Consider the following 25,002-nt stretch of genomic DNA (forward strand, 5'->3'; position numbering starts at 1 on the left):
ATCCAGTGAAAAAAACGGCTCCTAGAGTAGCCGATCCCGATCGGCGTCCACCCGCAGGAACCCCGTACACAATGTTGCAGGGGCGCGCTTGAGCGTGCCCGGGCAACACTGGCCTTGTGATCGACGGCGTGCCTGCGTAACGTGGCGGCACCTGTCTGGAGACCCAACGATGCGTGCTGCCCGTTCCCTGATGTTTGTCGCCCTGCTGCCGTTGTTTGCCGGTTGCCAATTGCTCGAGAGTTCGCCCCAGGCGCCCTCCACGGCCGGCCTGACCCGCATGCAAGGTGAGCTCGGCATGGCCAACGGCAAGCTGGTGTTCAAGCCCTGCCAGGGCAACACCCTGTATGCCGTGCATGACAGCGGCGGCACCAGCGTCATGCAAGAGGCCGCCACGCTGGCCGGGACCCAGCACCAGGTATTCGCCGATCTGCGTGGCCGGGTGCCCTCGGCAAAAGTCGCGGACGGCCAGGCGCAACTCGATGTCCAGCAACTGTATCGCCTGGAACGCTCCACGAGCGCCTGCAATAGCCCGGACTTCCAGAAACTGATTCTGCAAGCTGGCGGCAATACGCCCAACTGGAGCGTCAAGGTCAGTGGCAAGGGCATGGTGGTCGAGCGCGCCGGACAACCGGCCCTGGCCCTGCCCTATCTGGAGGAACAACTGGGTGACGGGCGCTTTCACCTCAGCAGTGAAGCCAACAACCAGCGCGTCGAACTGTGGATCGCCCCCCAGCGCTGCGTCGACCCTAGCCGCCCCAGCGTCCAGTTCATGAGCGCCGAGTTGCGGGTCAACGATCAGGTACAACGTGGTTGCGCCTATTTTGGCGGCGCACGCAGCGACTGATGCGACGAGCTGTTGTTTTAGCCTCACTGGAAATCCCGGTTGAGGCTTATAATCTGCGGTTTGCAACGCCTTGGCGCATTGGTGCGCCCGCGAACCGGATACCGACATGTTACGAATCACCGAACTCAAGCTGCCAATCGACCATCCCGAAGAAGACCTGCGCCCTGCCATCGTGCAGCGCCTGGGCATCGCCAGTGATGACCTGCTCGATTTCACCTTGTTCAAGCGCAGCTACGATGCGCGCAAAAAGTCCTCCGAACTGTGCTTCATCTACACCATTGACCTGAGCCTGCGGGACGAGGCCAAGGTGCTGCAGGCGTTCGCCGATGACCGTAACGTCAACCCTGCCCCGGATGTCAGCTACAAGGTCGTGGGCCAGGCCCCACAAGACCTGAGCGAACGCCCGGTGGTGGTCGGTTTTGGTCCCTGCGGGATTTTCGCCGGGCTGTTGCTGGCCCAGATGGGCTTCAAGCCGATCATCCTCGAGCGCGGCACCGAAGTCCGCCAGCGCACCAAGGACACCTGGGGCCTGTGGCGCAAAAGCGTGCTCAACCCCGAGTCCAACGTACAGTTCGGCGAAGGCGGTGCCGGCACGTTCTCCGACGGCAAGCTGTACAGCCAGATCAAGGACCCCAAGCACCACGGCCGCAAAGTCCTGCACGAGTTCGTCAAGGCCGGCGCGCCGGATGAAATCCTCTACGTCAGCAAGCCGCACATCGGCACGTTCCGCCTGACGGGCGTCGTGGAAAACATGCGTGAGCAGATTCGTGCCCTGGGTGGCGAAGTGCGTTTCCAGCAACGGGTCACCGACGTGCTGATCGAAGACGGCCAACTGACCGGCGTCGAACTGGCGAGCGGCGAGCAGATTCACTCCCGCCACGTAATCCTGGCCCTGGGCCACAGTGCCCGCGACACCTTCCGCATGCTCCACGGCCGCGGCGTGTACATGGAGGCCAAGCCGTTCTCCGTGGGTTTCCGCATCGAACACCCGCAATCGCTGATCGACAATGCGCGCCTGGGCAAGTACGCCGGTCACCCGAAACTCGGCGCTGCCGACTACAAACTGGTGCACCACGCCAAGAACGGTCGTTCGGTCTACAGCTTCTGCATGTGCCCTGGCGGTACGGTGGTGGCGGCGACCTCCGAGCCCAATCGCGTGGTCACCAACGGCATGAGCCAGTACTCGCGTAACGAGCGTAACGCCAACTCCGGGATTGTCGTGGGCATTACCCCGGAAGTGGACTACCCGGGTGGCCCGCTGGCCGGTATCGAGTTGCAGGAGCAACTGGAGTCCCACGCCTTTGTGCTCGGCGGCAGCAACTACGAGGCTCCGGCGCAACTGGTCGGCGACTTCATTGCCGGCAAGCCATCGACCGCGCTGGGCAGCGTCGAACCGTCCTACAAACCTGGGGTGGCCCTGGGTGACCTGGCGCTGGCATTGCCGGCCTTTGCCATCGAAGCCATCCGCGAAGCCCTGCCAGCGTTCGAGAAGCAGATTCGCGGCTACTCGCTGCATGACGCGGTGCTGACCGGGATCGAAACCCGTACCTCTTCACCGCTGCGCATCACTCGTAACGAGTCGATGCAGAGCCTGAACGTCAAGGGGCTGTTCCCGGCCGGTGAAGGCGCCGGTTACGCCGGTGGGATTCTCTCGGCGGGGGTCGACGGGATTCGCATCGCCGAGGCCGTGGCGCGGGATATCCTGGGCATCGACGCTTAAACACTCGGCGGGAGCGAGCCGGACGACGTTCCGTATGCTCGCTCCCGCCTTGGTTGTTATCTCAGATATTGGCGCGCAGCACCGAGGCAGGCAGTGCCTCACCGCGTTCGACGCTGGCCGCAACGGCCGCGATCAAGCCACTCAACTCGTAGCCCTGAGCCTTCAGCCAGTCCTGGTTGTAGTAGGTGGTTGCATAACGCTCGCCGCCGTCACACAGAATAGCCACGATCGATCCCCGCTCTCCTGCCGCGACCATCTGCTGGGCCGCCATCAACGCGCCGATCAGGTTGGTCCCGCTGGAACCGCCGACGTTGCGACCCAGGCGTTGTGCCAGGTAATGCATGGCCGCCAGCGACAAGGCGTCCGGCACCTTGACCATCGCATCGATCACCTTCGGCAGGAACGACGCCTCGACCCGCGGCCGACCGATGCCTTCGATACGCGAACCACACTCCAGTCGCAGGCTCGCATCGCCACTCTGGTAATAGTCAAAGAACACCGAACGCTCCGCATCGGCGCACAGCACCCGAGTGGTGTGCTGCCGGTAACGCACGTAGCGCCCCAGGGTCGCGGTGGTGCCACCGGTGCCGGGGCTGGAAATGAGCCAGCTGGGTTGCGGATAGCGCTCGAAACGCATCTGCTGAAAGATCGACTCGGCGATGTTGTTGTTGGCCCGCCAGTCGGTGGCGCGCTCGGCGTAGGTGAACTGATCGATGAAGTGCCCATCGTGCTCACGGGCCAGGCGCTCGGACTCGGCGTAGATCTGCGTCGGGTCCTGCACCAGGTGGCTCTTGCCGCCGTAGAACTCGATTTGCGCGATCTTCTCCCGGGAAGTGGTGGCCGGCATCACCGCGATGAACGGCAGTCCCAGCAAGCGGGCGAAGTAGGCCTCGGAAATTGCCGTCGAACCGCTGGATGCCTCGATCACCGGGGCACCCGGCTTGAGCCAGCCATTACACAGCGCATAGAGAAACAGGGAGCGGGCCAACCGATGCTTGAGGCTGCCGGTGGGATGGCTGGACTCATCCTTGAAGTACAGCTCGATGCCCGGCAACCCTGCCAGCGGCAACGGAATCAGGTGGGTATCGGCACTGCGCTGGAAGTCGGCTTCGATGATACGGATGGCTTCGCGGGCCCATTGGCGGCTGTCGCTCATGGTGGGGGTCTCGTGGAATCGGTGGCGGCGGAGGGCAAACCTGAGGGTGACAACAGGCCAGACCCTAAGCTTAGGAAAAAACCTACATAACGCACAGGTACAGCTAGGGTTCAATACACCAGTCAACTGCTAGGCTCTGCGGAACGCAGGTTGTAACGGTATATAACAAAAAAGAATATAACTTTTGTTTTAACAACTAACCGCACAGGTTAGGGTGTGCCACCTTTTGAATCTATAGATGGAGAGCGACCTTGCCTCTGCGTAGCACTTTCACTCGTTTCTTTCAGTTGGAAGCTGCCAGCGGTCTGTTATTGATTGCCGCTGCAGTACTGGCCCTGATCATCAACAACTCACCGCTGTCTTGGCTCTACACCGGCTTGCTGGACACCCCCGTGGTGGCCCAGATCGGTGCCTTGAAAATCGCCAAGCCCTTGTTGCTGTGGATCAACGACGGCCTGATGGCCCTGTTTTTCCTTCTGATCGGCCTTGAGGTCAAGCGTGAAGTCCTGGATGGTCACCTGTCCAAGCCTTCGCAGATCGTCCTGCCGGGTGCCGCCGCCGTCGGTGGCATGCTGGTGCCAGCGCTGATCTACTGGTTCCTCAACCGCGACAACCCACCCGCACTCAATGGCTGGGCGATTCCGACCGCCACCGACATTGCCTTCGCCCTGGGCGTACTGGCCTTGCTGGGCAAGCGTGTACCGGTGTCGCTGAAGCTGTTCCTGATGACCCTGGCCATCATCGATGACCTGGGCGCGATCATCATCATTGCGATCTTCTACTCCGGCGCGCTCTCGACCCTGTCGTTGATGCTGGCGGGCGCTTGTATTGCGGCGCTGGTGGCGATGAATCGCCTGGGGGTGGTCAAGCTGGGCCCGTACATGATCATCGGCCTGATCCTCTGGGTCTGCGTGCTCAAGAGCGGTGTCCACGCCACGCTGGCCGGGGTGACACTGGCGTTCTGCATCCCGCTGCGCACCAAAAATGCCGAGCCCTCGCCGTCACTGAGCCTGGAACATGCGCTGCATCCCTGGGTCGCCTACGGCATCCTGCCGCTGTTCGCGTTCGCCAACGCCGGCCTGTCGCTGAGCGGCGTGACCCTCGAGAGTTTCACCCACGACGTGCCTATGGGCATTGCCGTCGGCCTGCTGCTCGGAAAAACCCTGGGCGTGTTCGGCCTGACCTGGCTGGCCGTGAAAATCGGCATCGCTGCCCTGCCCCAGGGTGCCAATTGGGGCCAGGTGCTGGGCGTGGCGATTCTCTGCGGGATCGGCTTCACCATGAGCCTGTTCGTCGGTTCCCTGGCCTTTGAGGCGGGCAGCAGCGAATACGCCGGCATGGACCGCATGGGCATCCTCACCGGCTCGCTGTTCTCCGCCCTGATCGGTTATGCCGTGATGGTGGTAGCGAGCCGCAAGAACCCGGTACACGCGGCCTGATCAGTCGATTAAATGCGAGAAAAACAAAACCCCGATCAGTTGCCTGATCGGGGTTTTGTTTTAACTGTTGGAACTTAGTGCGATACGCGGCTGGTGCCGTCCACGGTGGAGATGCGTACGCGCTCACCCACACGGAACACTTCGTTTTCCTGAACCTGCTGCACATAGGCACGCATGCTGCCGTCGTCTTCACGCACGGTGATTTCCACGCCCTGGGTACGGGTCAGGCCTTCTTCAGTGGCCGAACCGATCAAACCACCTGCCACCGCACCGATGACTGCAGCAACGATACTGCCTTTGCCGCCACCAATGGCGCTACCACCGACACCACCCACCGCCGCGCCAGCCAGGCCGCCAATCGGGGTCTTGGTGCCTTCGATTTTCACCGGACGCAGGGACTCGATGGTGCCCATGCGCACGGTCTGCACACGACGCGCTTCGTCACGGGAGTAGGAGTCACCGGTCAGGCTGGACTGGCAGCCTGTGAGTAACATCGCCATCGTGGAAAAGGTAGCAACCAGCAGAACAGACTTACGCATAACATCAACTCCAAAGGACAGGTATTCATTAAACTCCGCAGCTTGACGCCTGTCACGGCGCCGCCCGGATAAAATTGGTTTCATTCAGGCGCAGTACAGCGGCGTCTGCGAGCTCAACACACAGTAGCGGCCATTTCGAAAAATTGCGCCATCGCCCAAGGATTTCCATGGATTACTTCATCATTGTCGTCACCACCGTCGCCGGCCTGTACTTCCACTGGTGGCTGTACGTGCGAATCAAGCGCTGGATGGACCGTGACCTGGCGCTGTCACTGGCGGGTAATGACGAACAGAAAAAGCAGTTCATGCTGCAGCAACTGGAACGTGCCCGGCAGCAACGCATCAAACGCCGGGACCTGGCGCAGTGGCTGGAGGCGGCCGCAGCCACCTATCCTGCCCGGTAGACTGCTCAGGGCGCCAGACGTTCACGGCTCCAACTACCGTCTTGCAGACGGTAGTTCAAGCGGTCGTGAAGACGACTGGCACGTCCCTGCCAGAACTCGATGCGCTCGGGCAGCAGGCGATAGCCGCCCCAATGCTCCGGACAATCGGGCTGGCTATCGCTGAAGCGCTGCTCGGTAGCCTTGAGCAGCCCTTCAAGCTCGGCACGATCGGCAATCACCTGACTCTGTGGGGAAGCCCACGCCCCCAGGCGACTGCCCAATGGCCGCACCTGGTAATAAGCATCGGACTCTTGCGGCGTGACCTTGACCACCCGCCCCTCGATGCGCACCTGGCGCTCCAGGGTCGGCCAGAAGAAGGTCATGGCGGCACAGGGGTTGGCCGCCAACTGCTGGCCCTTGGCACTCTCATAGTTGGTGAAGAAGGTAAAACCTTGCTCATCCAGGCCCTTGAGCAACAGGATCCGGCAATGCGGGCGACCCTGCTCATCAACAGTGGCCAAGGTCATGGCATTGGCTTCGACCGGAGGTTGTTCGGTTTTCACCGCCTCGGCAAACCACTGGTGAAACAGGACGAAAGGTTCGGCCGGGGCCTGGGCCTCGGTCAAACCATCGCGGGTGTAGTCGCGGCGCATATCAGCCAGAGCCTGGGTCACGGCGTTTTCCTTGTGCGGGGTCGATCAGTTTGCAGCAGCTTTGACCGGTACCGGTTTTTTCGCCGGGGTCGGGGTCTTGGCTGGCTGTTTTTTCGCTGGTGCGGCTTTTTTGGCCGTGGTGGCCTTTTTCGCCGGTGCGGCTTTTTTCGCTGGCGTGGCTTTCTTATCGGCCAGGGCAACGCTGGCAGGCTTGGCATCCTGGATCGCAACCATCTCGGCCGCCGGTGGGGTCGGCGAGCTGTACTTGCTCAGCAGGGCCAGCATGGTGGTGCGTTGGGTCAGCACGATCTCGACACGACGGTTCAAGGCACGCCCCTGGACACTGTCGTTCGCTGCACGCGGCATCAGGTCACCCATGCCACGCAACATCAGGCGATCACGCTTCATGCCACCGAGGCTGAAGATCGAGGCTACCGAAGTCGCACGCTCCTTGCTCAGGGTCTGGGTTGCCGGGGCAGCGCCAGAGGAGTCGCCGTGGCCAAGCACCAGTACCGAAGTCTTGGTGTCGGATTCCACCAGCTTGGCAATCCGAGTGAACGGGCCGAGGGTCGAAGGCAACAGCATGGCCGGGCGTTTCGGGTTAAATGCCTCATCCACCGGCACGATGACCACCAGGATGTTCTCGCGACGCTCGACCTGCAGGCGCTTGTCCTGAATGGCACTGCGCAGGCGCGGCTCGTAGTCGTCCAGCCAGGCCTGGGTGATTTTCGGATCAGGCATCGGGACATCCTTGATGTCCGCCTTGGTCACTGCCTTGGGCTGGTTGCTGAACGGCCACCACCATTTGCTCTCGGAGTCGGCCTTGGCCGCTGCGGCGGCAGCGCTGGTCGTCGCGATCGGCGCCACAGGCGCGGCGGCTTTGCTATCGGCTACGGCGGCTTTGGGGGCGCTCTCCTTGGAGGAGAACGGCCACCAGCTGCTGCCGCTGTCCTGTGCCTTGGCCACAGGCGCCGGGGTTGCCGGGGCGGCGGCGGTCTTGTCGGCAGGAGCTGCCGGCGCCTTGGCGTCGGCCTTGACGTCCGGCTTGGCGGTGCCTTTGTCCGCAACCTTGTCGGAACCGGAACCGAATGACCACCAAGGGCCACCGTCTGCGTCACTTTGTGGGGTTTGTGCACAACCGGTGATGCTGAGACACAGGGCCAAGGCTAAGAATTTGTTCGGTGACATGGGATATCCACAAAATGAGATAAAAAGCTGTGGGTCTGCGACCCGTATAAACAGACGCTGTGCAACATGAAAAGCCACAGGGTTCCATTCCATGACTTTGTGGCATCTTTTATCAGAAAAATGCCTGGCAACCACCCTTTTACAGGCAATCGCCGAGAACCCGCACCAGCTTCTGCGCACGCGGGTCCATCAACACGTAGGGACCCAGGGTATTGGTGACAAAACCGAAGGCCACATCGTGTTCGGGATCAGCAAACCCGACGGATCCCCCCGCCCCAGGATGACCAAAAGCCCGAGGGCCGAGGCCGAAGGTGGCGTTGGGTACGTCCGGCTGATCCAGCATACAACCCAGGCCAAAACGCGTCCGGGTCAGTAGAGTCTTGTCCTCGCCCAGGCTGTGCTCGCGCGTCAGCTCCTGGAGCATGTCACTTTCCAGCAGGCTGCCATCCAGCAGGCCGCTGTAGAAGCCGGCGAGGCTACGGGCATTGCCGTGGCCATTGGCCGCCGGCTGCTGCATCCGTCGCCACTCTGGCTTGTTGGTGCTGGTCATGATCGAGGGCGGGTTGGTGAACGCCCGAGTGCTCATGGCTGTCGGCTCGCGCAAAGTGACCTGTAGCAGGCGCTGGGCGGCCGCATCACCAACGTTGCCTTTGCCCCGTGCGATATGCGCCACGCGGTGGAACTCTTCATCGGCCAGGCCAACATGGAAATCCAGCCCCAGGGGACGTGCCACCCGCGCGACGATCGATTCACCCGGACCACGGCCATCGGCCCGACGCAACAGTTCACCCACCAGCCAGCCATAGGTGATTGCCGCATACCCATGGCCTTCGCCCGGGGTCCACCAAGGCGCTTCTGCCGCCAGGGCATCCACCATGGTCTGCCAGTCGTAGAGCGCTTCGGGTGCCAGCAACTCACGCAGTGCCGGCAGGCCTGCCTGATGACACAATAACTGACGCAAGGTCACCGTTTCCTTGCCGGCAGCGGCGAACTCGGGCCAGTAGCGGGCCACCGGAGCATCAAGTTGCAGCTTGCCCTCGGCAACCAGCTGCAGGGCGGTCACGGCGGTAAAGGTCTTGGTGCAGGAAAACAGGTTGGCGATGGTATCGCTGTGCCATGCCTCAGCGCCATCCTTGTCGGCCGTGCCCGCCCACAGGTCGAGGACGGTCTCGCCACCGATCTGGATGCACAAGGCCGCGCCGCGTTCCTGGGAGTTATCGAACAGTGCCGCGAAGGCTTCGCGGACTGCTTCGAATTGAAGCTCGTAATGACCTTGAATCTGCACCCACCACTCCCCGGAGAAACATCTCGAATCGATAGCGCATTGTTCCAGCCCTTGAGGGTTTTGGGAACCCGCTAGGGCTGGGCGGTCACGGGTTTAAACGTGCCGTTTCAACGATTAGTGACCGTTGGCCGAATGTCCATCCGTGTGGCTGCCCTGCCCCGCGCCCTGCGGCGCGTGGCCGGTTTTTTCGCCCTCGGCTTTTTCACTGGTTTTGCCGGCTTTCTCGGCGGCGAGCCGGGCTTGTTCGCCCGCCTTGGCGAACTGATCGACGACCTGCAGGTTGGCCTTGCGCACGCTGTCGACAAAACCCTGGAACGGGATATCGGTGATCCCCACCAGGCCAAAATGTCCGTTCTCGCCATCCAGCAGGCGACCGGTTACCGGTTGATCGAGGTACTGGAACCAGTGCACCCCGACAATCGACGGCTCGCTGAGCGCCTGTTTGACGAAATTGGCGTAGGCCGGGCCCCGGTCCTCCTCCTTCGCCAACTCCGTTACCCCACCCCAGAAGGGGCCGCGATCCCGCGAACCGAAGTTGAACTCAGTGATCAGCACCGGTTTGTCCAGCGCCTGCAACTGGCTGAAGTCATAGCCATCCTGGGGCTTGAGCGTGTAGAGGTTGAAGCTCAGCACATCGCAGTACTGCGCGCAGGACGCCACGGCTTCGGGCGTGCTGACGGCAAACCGGCCGCCGAGCAGCAGGTGGTTCGGCGCATGCCATTTCAACGAATCGGAAATGGTCTTGAAGTAGGTATCGGCGAAGACTTTCTGGAAGTATTTGAAGTCGGCTTCGATTTCCGGATGCTCCGGATTGGGTACCGGCGGCACGAACCCCGGGTCTTCCATCAACTCCCAGGCCGGCAGGTCGATGCCCCAGGCCTTCGACAGGCCTGCCTGATTGCGGTACTTGTCACGCAACTGCTTGAGGAAGGCCCGTTTGGCCGGTACGTCGGTGGTCATTTTCAACGTGCCATACGCCAGGGCATAACGCGCCTTGGGGTCGTCACCGGGACCGGCCCAGGCCAGCTCGTTATCCGCAAAGTAGCCGATCAACCAGGGATCATCCCGGTGGTCGCGGGCGGCAATGGCCACTGCACGCTCGGTGGCCATGGCAAAACGCGGGTCGAACGGGTCGGGCATACCGCCCCACCAGTCGTTGCCCGTGCTGATGCTGGTGTAATCGCCAACGATCGACAATGGCAAGGTGTAGGGCATCCGCTCGCTGTGGCCCAAGGCCGGCTCGCTCCAGTTACCCAGGGTGTTGAAGCCCCAGGCCTGCAGGCGATCGAGGGTGTGGCCGGCCCAGCGTTTTTCATCAAAGGCATAGGGCGCACATGGCGCGACGGGCGCTTCGGCACCGGTTTCGGCCTCCGTCGCCGGGGCGGTGGCGGTGGCGGTGGCGACACAGGGCTGACCGTAGGTGCGTTGCAGGTTGGCGCCGTAAAAGTCATACCAGCGACCGCTATTGAAGGCGCGCCCGCGATCGACACCATTGCCGCCACGGTTGTCGCCTTCACCGTAATGGACAGCCAGGGGCTGGTCGTTACCCGGCAATACTTCGAACATGCCTTCGCGACCGGCGACATACGTCTGGCTGGCGTCTGCGGTGACCGTATTGACCCCCAGGGAGTAGAACGGGTGACCTAGCGGCGTCACCAGGTACCAGCGCCCGTCGCGCTTCTCGGTGCGAAAAAAGCCGCTGGCCTTGAACGCCGCGGCCGTGTTCAAGCCGCCGTAGGCGTCCAGGGCCGAGCGTTGGCGCTGGGCCAGCCAGCCGCTCAATTGTTGCTGTTCCTTGACGGCGGCCGCCTTGAGCTGCTCGTCAGTGGCGATCTTTTCCGGCCATTTCGCCCGGCTCGACTGCCCATAGGCATCCACCAGAGAACCGTAGACTGCCTGGGTGACCGCCGCGCCGTCCTGCACGCCAAAGCGCTCGACCAGGATGCTCTGGGCCACTTTCGGCTGATCCATCGACAGCGTGACCGACACCACCTGGGCAGGGTCTAGCTCACCCTCGCTGCTGGCCAGCAGGATTCGCTGGCCATCGACGGTCATCGGCATCGGCGGGCCGGCCTTCATGCCCTGGCTCAGGGGCGAGCTAGGCTTGAGCGGCACCAACAGGGTCTGCGCCGGGCCGGCAGGCAAGTCGACGCGGCTGACCAGGGTTTTCCCGTCGTTGCTCTGGATCTTTACGTACAGCGTCACAGCCCAGTTCATCGCGCTCTGCAGGCGCAGGCTCATGACCTCGGATTGCGACCAGTCCCAGGCCCCGGTTTGCGGGGTCAGGCGCAGGCTCGGTTGCGCCGTCGGGTTGAACGTCACACGCCGCAGCACTTCGCCCTCGGCCGTCTGCTCCGCATTGGATTGCGGCAAGCTGGCATCCTGTGTCGTCACCTGGACCACATCGGCAGGCCGGACAAAGTTGAACAGCGTCTGCTGCCCGGTGGGTGCCGCCAGCAGGGGCGCAGCGAACATCAGGGCAAAAACAGCGGGTAACGAGCGGCGAATCATATGAACCAGGTTCTCCCTAGGGCCAGTGTGAAATCGGTGATAGGAGATAGACAACGAAGTGGGCGTTTTCGCCCACCCTGTCTCAAGATATTTCGCGACGGAACGGTGGCAAGGCGTTGAGGATCGCCTTTCCGTAACGCTGCGTGACCAGGCGCCGGTCAAGCAAGGTGATGGTGCCGCGGTCTTCTTCGGTGCGCAGCAGGCGACCGCAAGCCTGAACCAGCTTGAGCGAGGCGTCCGGCACCGAGATTTCCATGAACGGGTTGCCGCCTCGCGCTTCGATCCACTCGGCCAGCGCGGCTTCCACCGGGTCATCGGGCACCGAGAACGGGATCTTGGCGATCACCACGTGCTCGCAATAGGCACCCGGCAAATCGACACCTTCGGCAAAACTGGCCAGGCCGAACAGCACGCTGGAATCCCCCCATCGACCCGCGCCTTGTGCTTGTTCAGGGTTTCCTGTTTCGACAGGTTGCCTTGAATGAACACTTGCTTGCGCCAGTCGCGGTCGAGGCCATCGAACACGTCCTGCATCTGTTTGCGCGAGGAAAACAGCACCAGGGTGCCACGCGAGCCTTCCACCAGTTCCGGCAGGTCGCGGATGATCGCCGCCGTGTGCGCCGCGGCGTCACGCGGGTCGGCGCGCAGGTCGGGGACCCGCAGCACACCCGCGTCGGCATGATGGAACGGGCTGGGCACGACCGCCGTCACGGCTTTTTTCGGCAGGCCGGCACGCATGCGGAAGCGATCGAAAGTGCCGAGGGCAGTCAGGGTGGCCGAGGTCACCAAGGCACCGTAGGCGATATTCCACAGGTTACGCCGCAGCATCTCCGCAGCCAGGATCGGGCTGGCATTGACCTCGATATCGAACAGCGAACCGCTTTCGGCCAGGGTCAGCCAGCGCGCCATGGGCGGGTTGTCTTCCGGGTCTTCGGCGGTAAAGGCGGTCCACAACTCCCAGTTGCCCTGGGAGCGCGACAGCAGGCTGCCAAACAGCGGATACCACTCTTCGGCCTGGTTGCTGGCGATACCAATGTTGACCTCGCCGTCCATGCCTTCCTTGAGCAACTCAGTAAGCCGGGTGAAGACATCGGTCAGGCGGGCAAAGCCCTTCTTCAGCTCGACGCCCATCTCGCGCATGTGCTCGGGAATCACTCCACCGACAAAGCGATGACGCGGGCGCTCACGGCCTTCTACATCTTCGCCGGGCTTGAAGTCGGCCACCTGCTCGCAGGCACTGAACATGAACTGCTGCTGGGTCTTGATCTCGCGCGCCAGTTCCGGCACTTGCTCGATCAGCTTGCCCAGGTCGCCGGGCAGCGGGTGCTGGGCGAGCAACTTGGTGAGGTTCTTGGCGGTGGTCTCCAGCCAGTCGGCGGTGGAGCGCAGGCGCGTGTAATGGGCGAAGTGGCCGATGGCCTTGTCCGGCAGGTGGTGACCTTCGTCGAACACATAGATGGTGTCACGCGGGTCCGGCAGCACGGCACCGCCCCCCAGGGCCAGGTCGGCGAGGACCATGTCATGGTTGGTGACGATCACATCGACCTTGCCCATGCCTTCGCGGGCCTTGTAAAAGGCGCACTGGCCAAAATTGGGGCAATGGCGGTTGGTGCACTGGCTGTGGTCGGTGGTCAGGCGCGCCCAGTCAGCGTCTTCCAGGGCGGTGGACCAACTGTCGCGGTCGCCGTCCCACTTATTGCCGGCGAGCTTCTCGATCATGCTGGTGAACAGCTTCTGACTGGCCTCATCGACCTCGATCTTGAAGCCTTCTTCCTCGAACAGCTGGGCCGTGGCGGTTTGCGCATGGCCTTCTTGCAGCAGCATGTCGAGCTTGGACAGGCACATATAGCGACCCCGGCCCTTGGCCAGGGCAAAGCTGAAATTCAGCCCGCTGTTGCGCATCAGGTCCGGCAGGTCCTTGTAGACGATCTGCTCTTGCAGGGCGACGGTGGCAGTGGCAATCACCAGCCGTTTGCCGGCGGCCTTGGCCGTGGGAATCGCCGCCAGGCTGTAGGCCACGGTCTTACCGGTACCGGTGCCGGCTTCCACCGCGACAATCGCGGGGTCGCCACTGCGCCGGCCTTCGTCGTCGGTGTCGATGTCACCCAGGACTTTGGCGATTTCGGCGATCATCAGGCGCTGGCCGTAGCGGGGCTTAAGGCTCTTGGCTTCGAGAAAACGCGAATAAGCGCCCTGGATCGTGGTTTTGAGTTCAGTGCTGATCATGGATTGTCGGGCGCAAAAAACGCTGGATAAATTTTCAGTGGTTCGGATCGGCCGCTATCATACCCCGCTAATTAATCCCGCGCAGAACGGAGTACCTCAATGACACTTTTCGCCTTCATTTATAGCCTGCATACACTGGCGGCCCTGGTCTGGGTCGGCGGCATGTTTTTCGCCTGGATGGTCCTGCGCCCCGCCGCCGTAAAGGCCCTCGAGGGCCCGGCCCGCCTTAAACTGTGGCTGGAAGTGTTCCCACGCTTTTTTCTCTGGGTCTGGATGGCGGTGCTGATCCTGCCGATCAGCGGCGTCGGCCTGATCCACCTGCGCTTCAACGGCTTCGAGACCGCGCCACGCTACGTGCAGATCATGATGGGCCTGTACCTGGTGATGACCGCACTGTTCATTCGCATTCAAGCACTGCAACTGCCCGAGCTACGCAAGGCCGTCCTGGCCGAAGACTGGCCGACCGGCGCCGCCACCCTGGGTGGGATACGCCGCCTGGTGGGTATCAATTTGATGGTGGGATTGGTGCTGGTCGCCATTGCGGCGGCGCGCCCGACATTCTAAAGACACGGAACCTGCCGTTGATCTGGAGCGAGCCGCAGATTGCCATCGCGAGCGGGCTCGCTCCTAGAGGGCGATTCGCACAGCGGTAAAAACAGGCCGGCCGCAAGGCCGCCTCGCCTTTACCACTCACGCCCTACAAACGCTGCAAACTGACAGCCCCAGCCGCCCCCTCTGCCCCCGGCTGCCCCGCCATCCCGGGCCGCCCACTCTTGCCACCATCGGCACGGTAAACAAGGCACCCCTTGGCCTTCCCTCCCGCACCAGGCTTGCCACCCGCCCCCGGCACTCCTCCGGCGCCCCCCTCAACCTGCACCTTGATCTGCTGCTGCGGATAATCACGCGGCAATTCCAGACGCACCAAAGCCCCTGGCGCCCCTGCACGACCATCCCCCCCGTTATCCCCATCGGCACCACGTCCGGCCTGACCCCAGGTGCAACCGGGCTCCTGACCATTGGCCCCATCGAGCCCCACATAGCCCGGCGCACCAGCGCCACCACGGGCATCCACGGACAACTCGGGGGCATTCAACGAAGCAATGCGCAAATTCAGGTTACGCCCGCCGCGAGCGGCCTTGAGGTAAGTACCCGGCGCACCACGGGACGTAATCTGGCTGCCACTGGCAAGCTGGGCATGCCCGACATTCAACTGCAGGACCTGCTCACTGGGAACAATCGCAATCCGCGCCTCGCGCCCCAGGTGCAACTGGCCGACGTCCAACTCAGTGACGTTCGAAGGAATCAGCAAGGTGCCATAGTCCGCCACGTCCAGACGCTCCAACTGCAAGGTGCTGGTGGTATTGGGCAGGCGCATCAGCGAATGACTTTCCACACTGACCACCTGCGCCGTGGCCAGTGGGCTGACCAGCGCGGCAAGCAAACAGAGCTTACGCATGGCGGGCCTCCCCAGCGGTAGGGGCAGACAGGGTCCGCAGGTGAAAAATGCCAAACAGGAGGATTTGCAGGCGATCACGCCACGGGTGAGGACGGCCCTTGAGGTTGCGGTGCACCAGCAACACTTCCAACAGGTGGGTCAGCAGCAACAGGCTGGCCGCCAGATTGACCAGCAAATCAATCGGATTGATCAGCGGTTCCACCAGGTTGACCAGCGCCACCAGCCAGAACATCAGGGTCAAAACTTTACCCAGCCCCCAAAACACTTTCATACGCTCCCCCGTGGTTCATTATTCTTTGCGCGCACAGTAACGACTTCCACGAGGGATGCGCCAGCGGTCAGTGAAAATTCTTGCGCACGAGGCTGTTTAGCTGCCGGATCGACGAGGATCGCCCATCCGGCAGCCGCCGATCAGCGGCCGATCACCAGTTCCACGCGACGGTTTTTCGCCCGCCCTTCTTCGCTGGCGTTGTCGGCAACAGGCTGGCTTTCGCCCATGCCCTGACTGGTGAGTTTGTCCGGTGCCAGCCCCTGCTCCAGCAGGAAGGCGGCGACACTGCTGGCGCGGCGTTCGGAGAGCGCCTGGTTGTAGGCGTCTGTGCCCTGGCTGTCGGTATGCCCGACCACCTTGATACTCAGTACGTCGGCGTTTTTCAGTTTATCCATCAACCCCACCAGTTGTTCCTGGGCCGCCGGCGTCAATTGCGCGGAGTCGAAGGCGAACAACACCTCCCCCTGGTCACTCAGGGTGATCACTTCACTTTGCGGTTCGACCGGCTTGACGGTGGCCGGGTACTGGGGAATCGGACAACCCCTGTTGTCGACCGGGGTATTGGCCGGGGTATCCGGGCAATGATCACGACGATCAAAGACCCCATCCTCGTCCTCATCGCCATCCTGCGCGTAACAGATCAAGCCTCCCGTCAACAAACCGAGTGCCGCACCACCTGCCGCCCAACCACCACTTTCTATCGCGCCCAGGCCTCCGCCCACCAGGCCGCCGATAAGGCTGCAAATGGGCCAGGTACGTTGATTGAGGGGGGCAGTGCCGTCGCTGTGGGTGGCGCAACCTGTCAACAGGCTGCCAAACAGTAGTACCGGTATCACGGTCCGCGCACGAAGACTCATGGTGATTGCTCCTGTATTACCGGCCCATACCGGTCACACAGGAGTAAAGACCCGCATCCGCGACTGCACAAGCCGCGGATGCGAGAGGGGCTAGCGGTTGATTTTGATTTCGGTACGACGGTTCATGGCCCGCCCGTCAGCGGTTTTGTTGTCGGCCACTGGCTGGCTTTCACCGGCACCTTGTACCGACACGAAGCTGGCACGTGGCACGCCTTCTTCGATCAGGTACTCGACCACCGAATGCGCACGTTTATCCGAGAGTTTCTCGTTATAGGCATCGCTGCCAACGCTGTCGGTATGCCCGGTGACGCTCAGTTGCGCAGTCGTTGCTTCCTGTTTCAGTCGGGAAGCAATGGTTTCCAGCTTGGTTTTGTCGGCTTCGGTCAACTTGGCCGAGTCGAACTGGAAGTGCACATCACGAATGACGATGGTTTCTTCTTTGACCACCACCACTTCTTCAACCACCGGCACCGGTGGTGGGCAGCCATTGGCATCGACCTGCACGCCTTTTGGTGTGCCCGGGCACTTGTCGAGACTGTCCAGAACACCGTCGCCATCTTCATCGCCGTCGCCATGCACCCAGCAATAGGCGGCTGCCAAGCCACCTACGAACAGCGCGCCACCGCCGGCCCATGCCGAACTTTTCGTCGCGCCGAGACCCGCACCGACCACGCCGCCCACCGCCGCACAGGTCGGCCAGTCGGTTTTCTGCAAACCTGCGCAACCAGTCAACACACTGGTTAGCAGAACCAAGGGTAATGCTGTCCGAACTATGCTCATCGAGTTTTCTCCTGAGGGATCGGCATACGACCGATTCAAGCAGTAAAGACCCGAGTTTTAATATCCGCCAGCAATAGGCCAGCCTTGCTGCATCGCGTATTTACGGGCGCTCGTAGCATCCCGTGCAAACCCGCTCTAGGCCCGAGCCTTCGGGCAGGCTAGTCTTGGCAGTTCTGATTGAGGATCCTCGATGACCGCCGCTATTTCTTTGCGTACTCCCCAGCAGGCGCTCGCCGCCCTGCTCGATCGTTATGCACCAAAACGGTTGCTGCTGATCGGTGCCAGCGACTTTCCGGCGCTGCAGGCGTTCAAGCTGGCGCACCCCGACACCGTCGTTGCCCAGATCGCCCCCGGCCCACTGCCAGCAGAACTGGCAGCGCAACGATTCGACCTGGCCCTGGCCCTCGACTGCCTGGAGCATTTGCCCAAGCGCGACGGCCTGAACCTGCTCGGCGGGATCCGCAACCTCAACGCCAGTCGCATCGCGGTCCTCGCCGACCTGAGTGCCTGCGGCTGGCAGGACACCGACTTCTTCTCCCTGGCCCTGCAAGCCAGTGAACGTTTCCAGCGCGACGAACAAGTATTGACCCTGTTCACCTATGATCTGCTTGACTACAAACAAGTACCTGACTGGCTCAACTCACGGTTCTGGGCCAATCCAGAGAATTTCGGAAAATACTGGTGGTAACACAATGAGTACATCCATCTGCCCTTGCGGCAGCGGCACGCCACTCGATGCCTGCTGCGGGCACTACCATGCCGGGCACCCCGCGCCCTGCGCCGAAGCCTTGATGCGCTCGCGCTACAGCGCCTACGTGCTGGGCCTGATCGACTACCTGGTGGCGACCACCCTGCCCGCCCAGCAAGCCGGCCTGGACCGCCAGTCGATCAGCGCCTGGAGCGCCCAGAGCACCTGGCTCGGCCTGGAGGTGGAAAGCTCGGAAGTGTTCGGCGGCCAACCTGAACACGCCTTCGTCACCTTTACTGCGCGCTGGCATGACAGCGACGGCGAACATAGCCACCGTGAACGTTCTTCTTTCGTACAGAACGCCGGGCACTGGTACTTCATTGACCCAACCGTACCGCTCAAGGCCGGGCGCAATGACGCCTGCCCCTGCGCCAGCGGGCAGAAGTTCAAGAAGTGCTGTGCCGGGTATTTCGCCTAAAGGACTGAACCTGTACTGCGGGTAAAGGGAGCCAGACCATGCTCAACCAGCGCCGCGCCCTGCACTGCATCAGCCTGCTGTTGCTGCTGAGTCTCAGTGGTTGCGTGTCCTGGTTCAGCGACGATGAGCTTGAGCCTCAGGTCCACCTGCTCAAGGTCGAGGTGATCCGGGCCCGGTTGCTCGACCAGAAGTTCATGCTGTACTTTCGGGTCGACAACCCCAATGACTCCAGCCTGACGGTCCGCGGCCTGGAATACCGCATTCACTTGAGCCAGTTCCTGCTGAGCGAGGGCGAGAGTGATCAGTGGTTCAGTGTCGACCCCAAGAGCAGTGGGTATTTTCAGGTACCGATCCGCACGAACCTGTGGCAACACCTGCGCGAAGTGGTCAAGTTGTTGAAGAAACCCGAGCAGCCCATCCCCTACCGCCTGGAGGGCGTCCTGCAAACCGGATTATTCTTCGGCAAAGACGTGCACCTGTCGCGTTATGGCGAGATAATTCCCGGCGATTTTATTCCGGAGTAAACCTGATGACCCAGCAACCCCACGTCCATGGCCCTGACTGCAACCACGATCATGACCATCACGAGCACCATGATCACGACCATGGTCATGTGCACGGCCCAAACTGCGGCCACGCTCACCAGGAGCCGGTGCGTAACGCCTTGAAAGACGTTGGCCGCAACGACCCTTGCCCATGCGGCAACGGCAAGAAATTCAAGAAGTGCCACGGCGCTTGATGCACTAGCCCCAAGGCGTGTGGGAGCCAGCCGAACGGCGCTCCCACCATTACCCGGCGCGGCCCGCCATCAGGACGTCGCGGGTAGTCACCACCGTTGCGTACTCGCCCTGCAAATTACCCAGCGCCATGGCGTGCACCTGCTGCGCGCAATGCCATTGGCCAAAATAATCCTGCTTGTCGAAGGTGTAGCAGGCGTCCTCCACGACCCAGGTCTCATACCCCAGATTGCCGGCCGTACGCGCCGTGGCCTCCACCGAGTTGTGCGTTGCCACGCCAACGATAATCAACTGGCCGACTCCCCCTCGTTGTAAATCCGCGGCCAGCCCGGTTGCGCAGAACGCATCCGGCACCTGTTTCTGGATCACCGGTTCACCGGCCAAGGGCATGAACCGCTGCTGAAACTCCACACCTAACTGTTGCGGCCAGAACACCGATTCCGGCGAGCGAGATAGATGTTGCACGTGAATCACGGGCCACGATCTGGCGCGCCAGTGCTCGAGCAACTCGGCAATGCGCTCCTCGGCCTGAGGGTTGTTGCGCGGTCCGAGCCGGGGTTCATGGATTCCTTTTTGCTGATCGATCAGGATCAACGTGGCATTTACCTGCAATTGCATGGCGCTATATCCCTCTGCCAATAACCAAGTACCCGCTTCCAATACCGTGATTTACGGTAGGCAAACAGGCCCGTGGTCGAAAATTCCGTAATTTATCCGACAAACCCTCAAATAAGCTCGGCCCCTGCTTGCGCGGCCCTCGGTCGCTCACTAACGTAGCGCCTTTCTTGGTACGGAGCTTTGCCATGGCCTCGCCAGCCTTTACTTCTTTTCTTCCCCGGTTCGGCGTTGCCGCAGCAGTCACCAGTGTGCTCAGCCTTGGCGGATGCCAGACCTGGAATGCCCAGGACACGCTACCGCCGACCTCCGGTGTGCAACCGCTCAAAGGACTGGCGCAAAACGTCTCCGTGCGACGCAATGCCATGGGTATGCCGCTGATCGAAAGCAGCACCTTCCACGATGCCTTGTTCACCCTCGGCTATGTGCACGCCACTGATCGCATTTACCAGATGGTCAGCATGCGCTTGCTGGCCCAGGGCCGCCTGGCACAAATGTCGGGACCACAGATGCTCGACGCCGACCGTTACATGCGCGCCGTGAACCTGAAGAAAAGCGCCGACGAACTCTATAAAGCCTCCTCGCCTCGCCTCAAGCGCTTCTTTGAAGTCTATGCCCGCGGGGTCAACGCTTACCTGTTCCGCTATCGCGACAAGCTGCCGGCGGACCTGGCTGCCACCGGTTACCAACCGGAATACTGGAAGCCGGAAGACTCGGCGCTGATTTTCTGCCTGCTGAACTTCAGCCAGTCGGCCAACCTGCCGCAGGAAATTTCCGCTCTGGTCATGGCGCAAACCGTCACCCAGGACAAACTGGCGTGGCTGTCGCCGTCGTACCCAGACGAAAAACTGCCGCTGGCGGAAGCCGACAAGCTTCAGGGCATCAAGCTCAACGGCACCCTCCCGGGCCTTGCCGAGGTGGCGAACGCTGGCGAGCAACTGGGCGCGTTGAACATGCTCGGCGGCACGGCATCGAACAACTGGGCGATCGCCCCACAACGCAGCCGCAGCGGTAAAAGCCTGCTGGCCAGCGACAGCCAGCTGCCGATCGGCGTGCCGTCGCTGTGGAGCTTCGTGCAGATTCGCGCGCCGAAATACCAGGCGGCGGGCGTTTCCATCGCCGGCTTGCCGCTGGTCCTGGCCGGCTTCAACGGCCAAGTGGCCTGGAGCATGACGGCGGTGTTGGGCGACAACCAGGACCTGTTCCTGGAAAAACTCAAGCGCCAGGGCAACGGCCTGAGCTACGAGGTCGGGGGTAAATGGCAGCCAGTGATGGTGCGTAACGAAACCTACTTCATCAAAGGCCAGCGACCGATTCGCGAAGCCGTGTACGAAACCCGCCACGGCGCCTTGCTCAACAGCGCCCAGGGTACTGCGCTGGGCAACGGCTTCGGCCTGGCCTTGCAGCAACCGAACTTGACCGACGACAAGAGCCTGGATGCGTTTTTCGACCTGACCCGCGCGCAGAATGTGGAAAAAGCCTCGGATGCCAGCCGGGAAATCCGCGCGATTGCCCTGAACATGGTATTTGCCGACGCCCGCAACATCGGCTGGCAGGTTACCGGTCGCTTCCCCAACCGTCGCGAAGGCGAAGGCTTGCTGCCATCCCCCGGCTGGGAAGGCCGCTACGACTGGGACGGCTACGCCGACCCGATGCTCCATCCGTATGATCAGGACCCGGCGCAAGGCTGGCTCGGCACCGCCAACCAACGGGTAATTCCTCACGGTTACGGGATGCAGTTGTCCAATTCGTGGGCCGCCCCCGAGCGTGGCGAACGCATCGCCGAACTGGCAGGGAGCGGCAAGCAGGACACTCGCAGCACGATTGCCATGCAATACGACCAGACCAGCCTGTTCGCCAGCAAATTGAAGAAGATGTTCGAGGCGCCCGGCATGTCCGCGCCGCTCAAACAAGCCATCGCCGCCCTGCCCGCCGCCGAGGCGGGCAAGGCACGCGAGGCTTACAGCCGCCTGATGGCCTTCGACGGCAAGCTCAGTGCGACCTCGACTGACGCGGCGATCTACGCGTTGTTCCTGCAGGCCAGCATGCAGCAGATCTTCCTCGACGAATTGGGGCCGCAGAACAGCCCGGCCTGGAAAGCGTTTGTCGCCAGCGGCAAGTTGTCCTACTCGGCCCAGGCTGACCATTTGCTCGGCCGCGAAGACAGCCCGTTCTGGGATGACGCCCGCACCCCGCAGAAGGAAGACAAGCCGGCGATCCTTGCACGCAGCCTGGCCGCCGCGATTTCTGCTGGCGAAAGCCAGATGGGCGGCGACCGCAAAGCCTGGCAATGGGGAAAACTGCATCACTACGAATGGAAGGACGTGCGTGGCCAGACCGTGCGCGCGCCGATGTCCGCCGGTGGCGATCACACCACCCTGAACATGGCGGCCTACACCTGGGGCCAGGACTTCAACGTCACCCTGGCACCGGCGATGCGCTTTATCGTCGACTTCGGGCAGACCGAACCGTTGCTGGCGCAGAACGGCAGCGGCCAGTCCGGCAACCCGGCTAGCCCCAACTACCTGAACGGTATCGAGCCGTGGCTCAAGGGCCAGTACCAGAGCCTGCCGATGCAGCCGCAGAACTTCGACAAGGTGTACGGCAAGACGCGCCTGACCCTGGTACCCGGCAAATAAAACCGCCGAAACCGGTGCTTGGGGTGCACCGGTTCCACCAGCCCAGGCGCCATGCTGGTGCACTCAATCATTCGCGCCCGTTTTTGGGCGCGAATGGGTCGCAGACTTTTGTTGAATCATCTTTTAAAACGCTTGTTCGGGACTCTGGTTCGGAAATTGCTACTTTCATAAGGTCTTACGCTTTCCAGTAACAATAATTCTGCGCCACAAGCGCTCATATTGGTTCTTAGGGATTGAATAATGAAAAAAGCATTGCTGACCCTTTCTGCACTGGCGTTGTGCATGGCCGCGGGTTCCGCGCTGGCCAAAGAATACAAAGAGTTGCGTTTTGGTGTTGACCCCTCCTACGCGCCGTTCGAATCCAAAGCAGCAGACGGCAGCCTGGTGGGCTTCGATATCGATCTGGGCAATGCGATCTGCGCCGAATTGAAGGTCAAGTGCAAATGGGTCGAAAGCGATTTCGACGGCATGATCCCGGGCCTCAAGGCCAATAAATTCGACGGTGTCATCTCTTCGATGACCGTTACCGAAGCCCGCGAGAAGGTCATCGACTTCTCCAGCGAACTGTTCTCCGGCCCCACCTCTTTCGTGTTCAAGAAGGGTTCCGGGCTGACCGCCGATACCGCATCGCTCAAGGACAAGGCCGTCGGCTACGAGCAGGGCACCATCCAGGAAGCCTATGCCAAGGCCGTGCTGGACAAGGCTGGAGTCAAGACCAAGGCCTACGCCAACCAGGACCAGGTCTACGCCGACCTGATTTCCGGGCGTCTGGACGCGTCGATCCAGGACATGCTGCAAGCCGAACTGGGCTTTTTGAAGTCGCCACAAGGCGCCGGCTATGAAGTCAGTCAGCCCGTCGACAGCCCACTGTTGCCAGCCAAGACAGCTATCGGTATCTCTAAAGGTAACAAAGAGCTGAAGGCCCTTCTCGATAAAGGTATCAAAGCGTTACACGATGATGGCACCTACGCCACCATTCAAAAGAAACACTTTGGTGATCTGAATCTGTACAGCGGCAAATAATGCCCGGCGCCCATCCTCGTGATGGGCGCCTTTTTTTCGCTATCAGGTTGCTGACTTCATGTTTGAACAACTCCTACAAAACCTGGGGCTCTCGGCCTTCAGCTTGAAAGGCTTCGGCCCCCTGCTGATGCAAGGCACCTGGATGACCATCCAATTATCGGTACTGTCGCTGCTGGTGGCCGTGTTACTCGGCCTCCTGGGCGCCAGCGCCAAACTCTCAGCCTCCAGGCTGCTGCGCATTCCGGCGCAGTGCTACACCACCTTGATTCGTGGGGTGCCGGACCTGGTGCTGATGCTGCTGATTTTCTACAGCCTGCAAACCTGGCTGACGTCCCTGACCGACCTGCTGGAATGGGAATACATCGAGATCAACCCGTTCAGCGCCGGGGTCATCACCCTGGGCTTTATCTACGGCGCCTATTTCACCGAGACCTTCCGTGGCGCGATCCTCGCCGTGCCCCGTGGCCAGGTTGAAGCCGCCACCGCTTACGGCCTCAAGCGCGGCCAGCGCTTTCGCTACGTGGTCTTCCCGCAGATGATGCGGTTCGCCTTGCCGGGAATCGGCAACAACTGGATGGTGATGCTCAAGGCTACCGCCCTGGTCTCGATCATCGGCCTCGCCGACCTGGTCAAGGCCGCCCAGGACGCCGGCAAAAGTACCTACCAGCTGTTTTACTTCCTGGTGCTGGCGGCACTGATCTACCTGGTGATCACCAGCGCATCGAACGTCGTCCTGCGCTGGCTGGAGCGGCGTTATGCCGCCGGTGCCCGGGAGGCCGTACGATGATCGAACTTCTGCAAGAGTACTGGCGCCCGTTCCTGTACAGCGACGGCTACCACATCACCGGCCTGGCGATGACGATGTGGCTGCTCAGTGCCTCGATCTGCATCGGCTTCCTGGTGTCGATCCCGCTGTCGATTGCCCGGGTTTCCCCGCACTTCTATATCCGCTGGCCGGTGCAGTTCTACACCTACCTGTTCCGCGGCACGCCGCTGTATATCCAGTTGCTGATCTGCTACACCGGGATCTACAGCCTGGCCGCCATCCGCGCGCAACCGGTGCTCGACGCGTTCTTTCGCGACGCCATGAACTGCACCATCCTGGCCTTTGCCCTGAACACCTGCGCCTACACCACGGAGATTTTCGCCGGGGCGATTCGCAGCATGAACCACGGCGAAGTCGAGGCGGCCAAGGCCTACGGCCTGACAGGCTGGAAGCTGTATGCCTACGTGATCATGCCTTCGGCCCTGCGCCGTTCGTTGCCCTACTACAGCAACGAAGTGATCCTCATGCTGCACTCCACCACCGTGGCCTTCACCGCGACCATCCCGGACATCCTGAAAGTCGCACGGGACGCCAACTCGGCGACCTTCCTGACGTTCCAGTCGTTCGGCATCGCCGCGTTGATCTACCTGGCCGTGACCTTTGCCCTGGTCGGCCTGTTCCGGGTTGCCGAACGCCGCTGGCTGGCATTTCTCGGACCGACCCACTAGCCCTCACGTAGTAGGACACT

General features: G+C 61.8%; 24 protein-coding genes and 1 pseudogene. 13 read left to right on the plus strand and 12 right to left on the minus strand.

Annotated features, from left to right (window positions below; genetic code table 11):
- Positions 1-169: 169 nt before the first annotated feature.
- Positions 170-844 (plus strand): hypothetical protein, encoded by a 675-nt coding sequence (locus Q1W70_RS04335; protein WP_166592637.1) that lies wholly within the window; start codon positions 170-172, stop codon positions 842-844.
- A gap of 106 nt (positions 845-950) precedes the next feature.
- Positions 951-2,564, plus strand: a complete 1,614-nt coding sequence (locus Q1W70_RS04340; RefSeq protein WP_166592636.1) for an NAD(P)/FAD-dependent oxidoreductase — start codon at positions 951-953, stop codon at positions 2,562-2,564.
- A gap of 61 nt (positions 2,565-2,625) precedes the next feature.
- Here Q1W70_RS04340 and Q1W70_RS04345 read toward each other — a convergent pair whose 3' ends face one another.
- Positions 2,626-3,720, minus strand: coding sequence for a PLP-dependent cysteine synthase family protein (locus Q1W70_RS04345; protein ID WP_166592635.1), 1,095 nt, complete (start codon positions 3,718-3,720; stop codon positions 2,626-2,628).
- A 251-nt stretch (positions 3,721-3,971) separates the two neighbouring features.
- Here Q1W70_RS04345 and nhaA point away from each other — a divergent pair, with 251 nt between their 5' ends.
- Positions 3,972-5,159 (plus strand): Na+/H+ antiporter NhaA, encoded by a 1,188-nt coding sequence (gene nhaA, locus Q1W70_RS04350; RefSeq protein WP_166592634.1) that lies wholly within the window; start codon positions 3,972-3,974, stop codon positions 5,157-5,159.
- Between the two features lie 74 nt (positions 5,160-5,233).
- Here the strand turns inward: nhaA and Q1W70_RS04355 are convergent, their stop codons facing one another.
- The gene (locus Q1W70_RS04355) at positions 5,234-5,698 is read right to left on the minus strand and encodes an outer membrane lipoprotein (protein ID WP_095166966.1); all 465 of its coding nucleotides are present in this window, start codon (positions 5,696-5,698) and stop codon (positions 5,234-5,236) included.
- Positions 5,699-5,865: 167 nt separating this feature from the next.
- On the opposite strand from Q1W70_RS04355, the gene Q1W70_RS04360 reads away from it, so the two are divergent.
- A complete protein-coding gene (locus tag Q1W70_RS04360; protein WP_166592633.1) occupies positions 5,866-6,102 on the plus strand; it encodes a hypothetical protein in 237 nt (78 codons plus the stop codon).
- Between the two features lie 5 nt (positions 6,103-6,107).
- On the opposite strand, the gene pdxH is transcribed toward Q1W70_RS04360, so the two are convergent.
- The 5 genes and pseudogenes from pdxH to dinG all read right to left on the minus strand — a co-directional run bounded on the left by pdxH (position 6,108) and on the right by dinG (position 13,944).
- Positions 6,108-6,755 (minus strand): pyridoxamine 5'-phosphate oxidase, encoded by a 648-nt coding sequence (pdxH, locus tag Q1W70_RS04365; protein WP_166592632.1) that lies wholly within the window; start codon positions 6,753-6,755, stop codon positions 6,108-6,110.
- Between the two features lie 24 nt (positions 6,756-6,779).
- Positions 6,780-7,922, minus strand: a complete 1,143-nt coding sequence (locus Q1W70_RS04370; RefSeq protein ID WP_182343718.1) for an OmpA family protein — start codon at positions 7,920-7,922, stop codon at positions 6,780-6,782.
- A 139-nt stretch (positions 7,923-8,061) separates the two neighbouring features.
- A complete protein-coding gene (locus tag Q1W70_RS04375; protein WP_166592630.1) occupies positions 8,062-9,207 on the minus strand; it encodes a serine hydrolase domain-containing protein in 1,146 nt (381 codons plus the stop codon).
- A gap of 114 nt (positions 9,208-9,321) precedes the next feature.
- Positions 9,322-11,718: a beta-galactosidase gene (locus tag Q1W70_RS04380; protein ID WP_166592629.1), complete on the minus strand. Its 2,397-nt coding sequence runs from the start codon at positions 11,716-11,718 to the stop codon at positions 9,322-9,324.
- 82 nt (positions 11,719-11,800) lie between these two features.
- A pseudogene (dinG, locus tag Q1W70_RS04385) lies at positions 11,801-13,944 on the minus strand (ATP-dependent DNA helicase DinG).
- 99 nt (positions 13,945-14,043) lie between these two features.
- Here dinG and Q1W70_RS04390 point away from each other — a divergent pair.
- Positions 14,044-14,508 (plus strand): CopD family protein, encoded by a 465-nt coding sequence (locus tag Q1W70_RS04390; protein WP_166592627.1) that lies wholly within the window; start codon positions 14,044-14,046, stop codon positions 14,506-14,508.
- A gap of 133 nt (positions 14,509-14,641) precedes the next feature.
- Here Q1W70_RS04390 and Q1W70_RS04395 read toward each other — a convergent pair whose 3' ends face one another.
- The 4 genes from Q1W70_RS04395 to Q1W70_RS04410 all read right to left on the minus strand — a co-directional run bounded on the left by Q1W70_RS04395 (position 14,642) and on the right by Q1W70_RS04410 (position 17,308).
- Complete coding sequence (locus Q1W70_RS04395; protein ID WP_182343714.1) at positions 14,642-15,400, minus strand: collagen-like protein; 759 nt, start codon at positions 15,398-15,400, stop codon at positions 14,642-14,644.
- A complete protein-coding gene (locus Q1W70_RS04400) occupies positions 15,393-15,671 on the minus strand; it encodes a DUF1145 domain-containing protein (RefSeq protein WP_166593119.1) in 279 nt (92 codons plus the stop codon). Before Q1W70_RS04400 ends, Q1W70_RS04395 begins: the two co-directional genes overlap by 8 nt.
- A gap of 140 nt (positions 15,672-15,811) precedes the next feature.
- A complete protein-coding gene (locus Q1W70_RS04405; protein ID WP_166593118.1) occupies positions 15,812-16,528 on the minus strand; it encodes a PA1041 family peptidoglycan-binding anchor lipoprotein in 717 nt (238 codons plus the stop codon).
- A gap of 90 nt (positions 16,529-16,618) precedes the next feature.
- On the minus strand, positions 16,619-17,308 hold the full coding sequence (locus Q1W70_RS04410; RefSeq protein WP_166593117.1) for a PA1041 family peptidoglycan-binding anchor lipoprotein: 690 nt from the start codon (positions 17,306-17,308) through the stop codon (positions 16,619-16,621).
- A 190-nt stretch (positions 17,309-17,498) separates the two neighbouring features.
- Here Q1W70_RS04410 and Q1W70_RS04415 point away from each other — a divergent pair, with 190 nt between their 5' ends.
- From Q1W70_RS04415 to Q1W70_RS04430, 4 genes are read left to right on the plus strand one after another with little or no spacing between them, the layout of a single operon-like run.
- A complete protein-coding gene (locus tag Q1W70_RS04415) occupies positions 17,499-17,996 on the plus strand; it encodes a DUF6231 family protein (RefSeq protein WP_166593116.1) in 498 nt (165 codons plus the stop codon).
- A 4-nt stretch (positions 17,997-18,000) separates the two neighbouring features.
- Positions 18,001-18,474, plus strand: coding sequence for a YchJ family protein (locus Q1W70_RS04420; RefSeq protein WP_166593115.1), 474 nt, complete (start codon positions 18,001-18,003; stop codon positions 18,472-18,474).
- A 38-nt stretch (positions 18,475-18,512) separates the two neighbouring features.
- Positions 18,513-18,998, plus strand: a complete 486-nt coding sequence (locus Q1W70_RS04425; RefSeq protein WP_166593114.1) for an LEA/WHy family protein — start codon at positions 18,513-18,515, stop codon at positions 18,996-18,998.
- Positions 18,999-19,003: 5 nt separating this feature from the next.
- Positions 19,004-19,213 (plus strand): SEC-C metal-binding domain-containing protein, encoded by a 210-nt coding sequence (locus tag Q1W70_RS04430; RefSeq protein ID WP_064676164.1) that lies wholly within the window; start codon positions 19,004-19,006, stop codon positions 19,211-19,213.
- Positions 19,214-19,262: 49 nt separating this feature from the next.
- Here the strand turns inward: Q1W70_RS04430 and Q1W70_RS04435 are convergent, their stop codons facing one another.
- Positions 19,263-19,829, minus strand: coding sequence for a cysteine hydrolase family protein (locus tag Q1W70_RS04435; RefSeq protein WP_166593113.1), 567 nt, complete (start codon positions 19,827-19,829; stop codon positions 19,263-19,265).
- 185 nt (positions 19,830-20,014) lie between these two features.
- Between Q1W70_RS04435 and Q1W70_RS04440 the strand changes: the two genes are divergently transcribed.
- From Q1W70_RS04440 to Q1W70_RS04455, 4 genes are all read left to right on the plus strand, one after another.
- Positions 20,015-22,465: a penicillin acylase family protein gene (locus Q1W70_RS04440; RefSeq protein ID WP_166593112.1), complete on the plus strand. Its 2,451-nt coding sequence runs from the start codon at positions 20,015-20,017 to the stop codon at positions 22,463-22,465.
- A gap of 240 nt (positions 22,466-22,705) precedes the next feature.
- Positions 22,706-23,488 (plus strand): transporter substrate-binding domain-containing protein, encoded by a 783-nt coding sequence (locus Q1W70_RS04445; RefSeq protein WP_166593111.1) that lies wholly within the window; start codon positions 22,706-22,708, stop codon positions 23,486-23,488.
- Between the two features lie 58 nt (positions 23,489-23,546).
- Complete coding sequence (locus Q1W70_RS04450; RefSeq protein ID WP_182343708.1) at positions 23,547-24,275, plus strand: ABC transporter permease; 729 nt, start codon at positions 23,547-23,549, stop codon at positions 24,273-24,275.
- Entirely contained in the window at positions 24,272-24,982 is a 711-nt protein-coding gene (locus tag Q1W70_RS04455; protein ID WP_095166931.1) for an ABC transporter permease, read from the plus strand. Before Q1W70_RS04450 ends, Q1W70_RS04455 begins: the two co-directional genes overlap by 4 nt.
- Positions 24,983-25,002: the final 20 nt, after the last annotated feature.

The sequence above is a fragment of the Pseudomonas kielensis genome, assembly GCF_030505375.1.
Lineage (GTDB): Bacteria > Pseudomonadota > Gammaproteobacteria > Pseudomonadales > Pseudomonadaceae > Aquipseudomonas > Aquipseudomonas kielensis.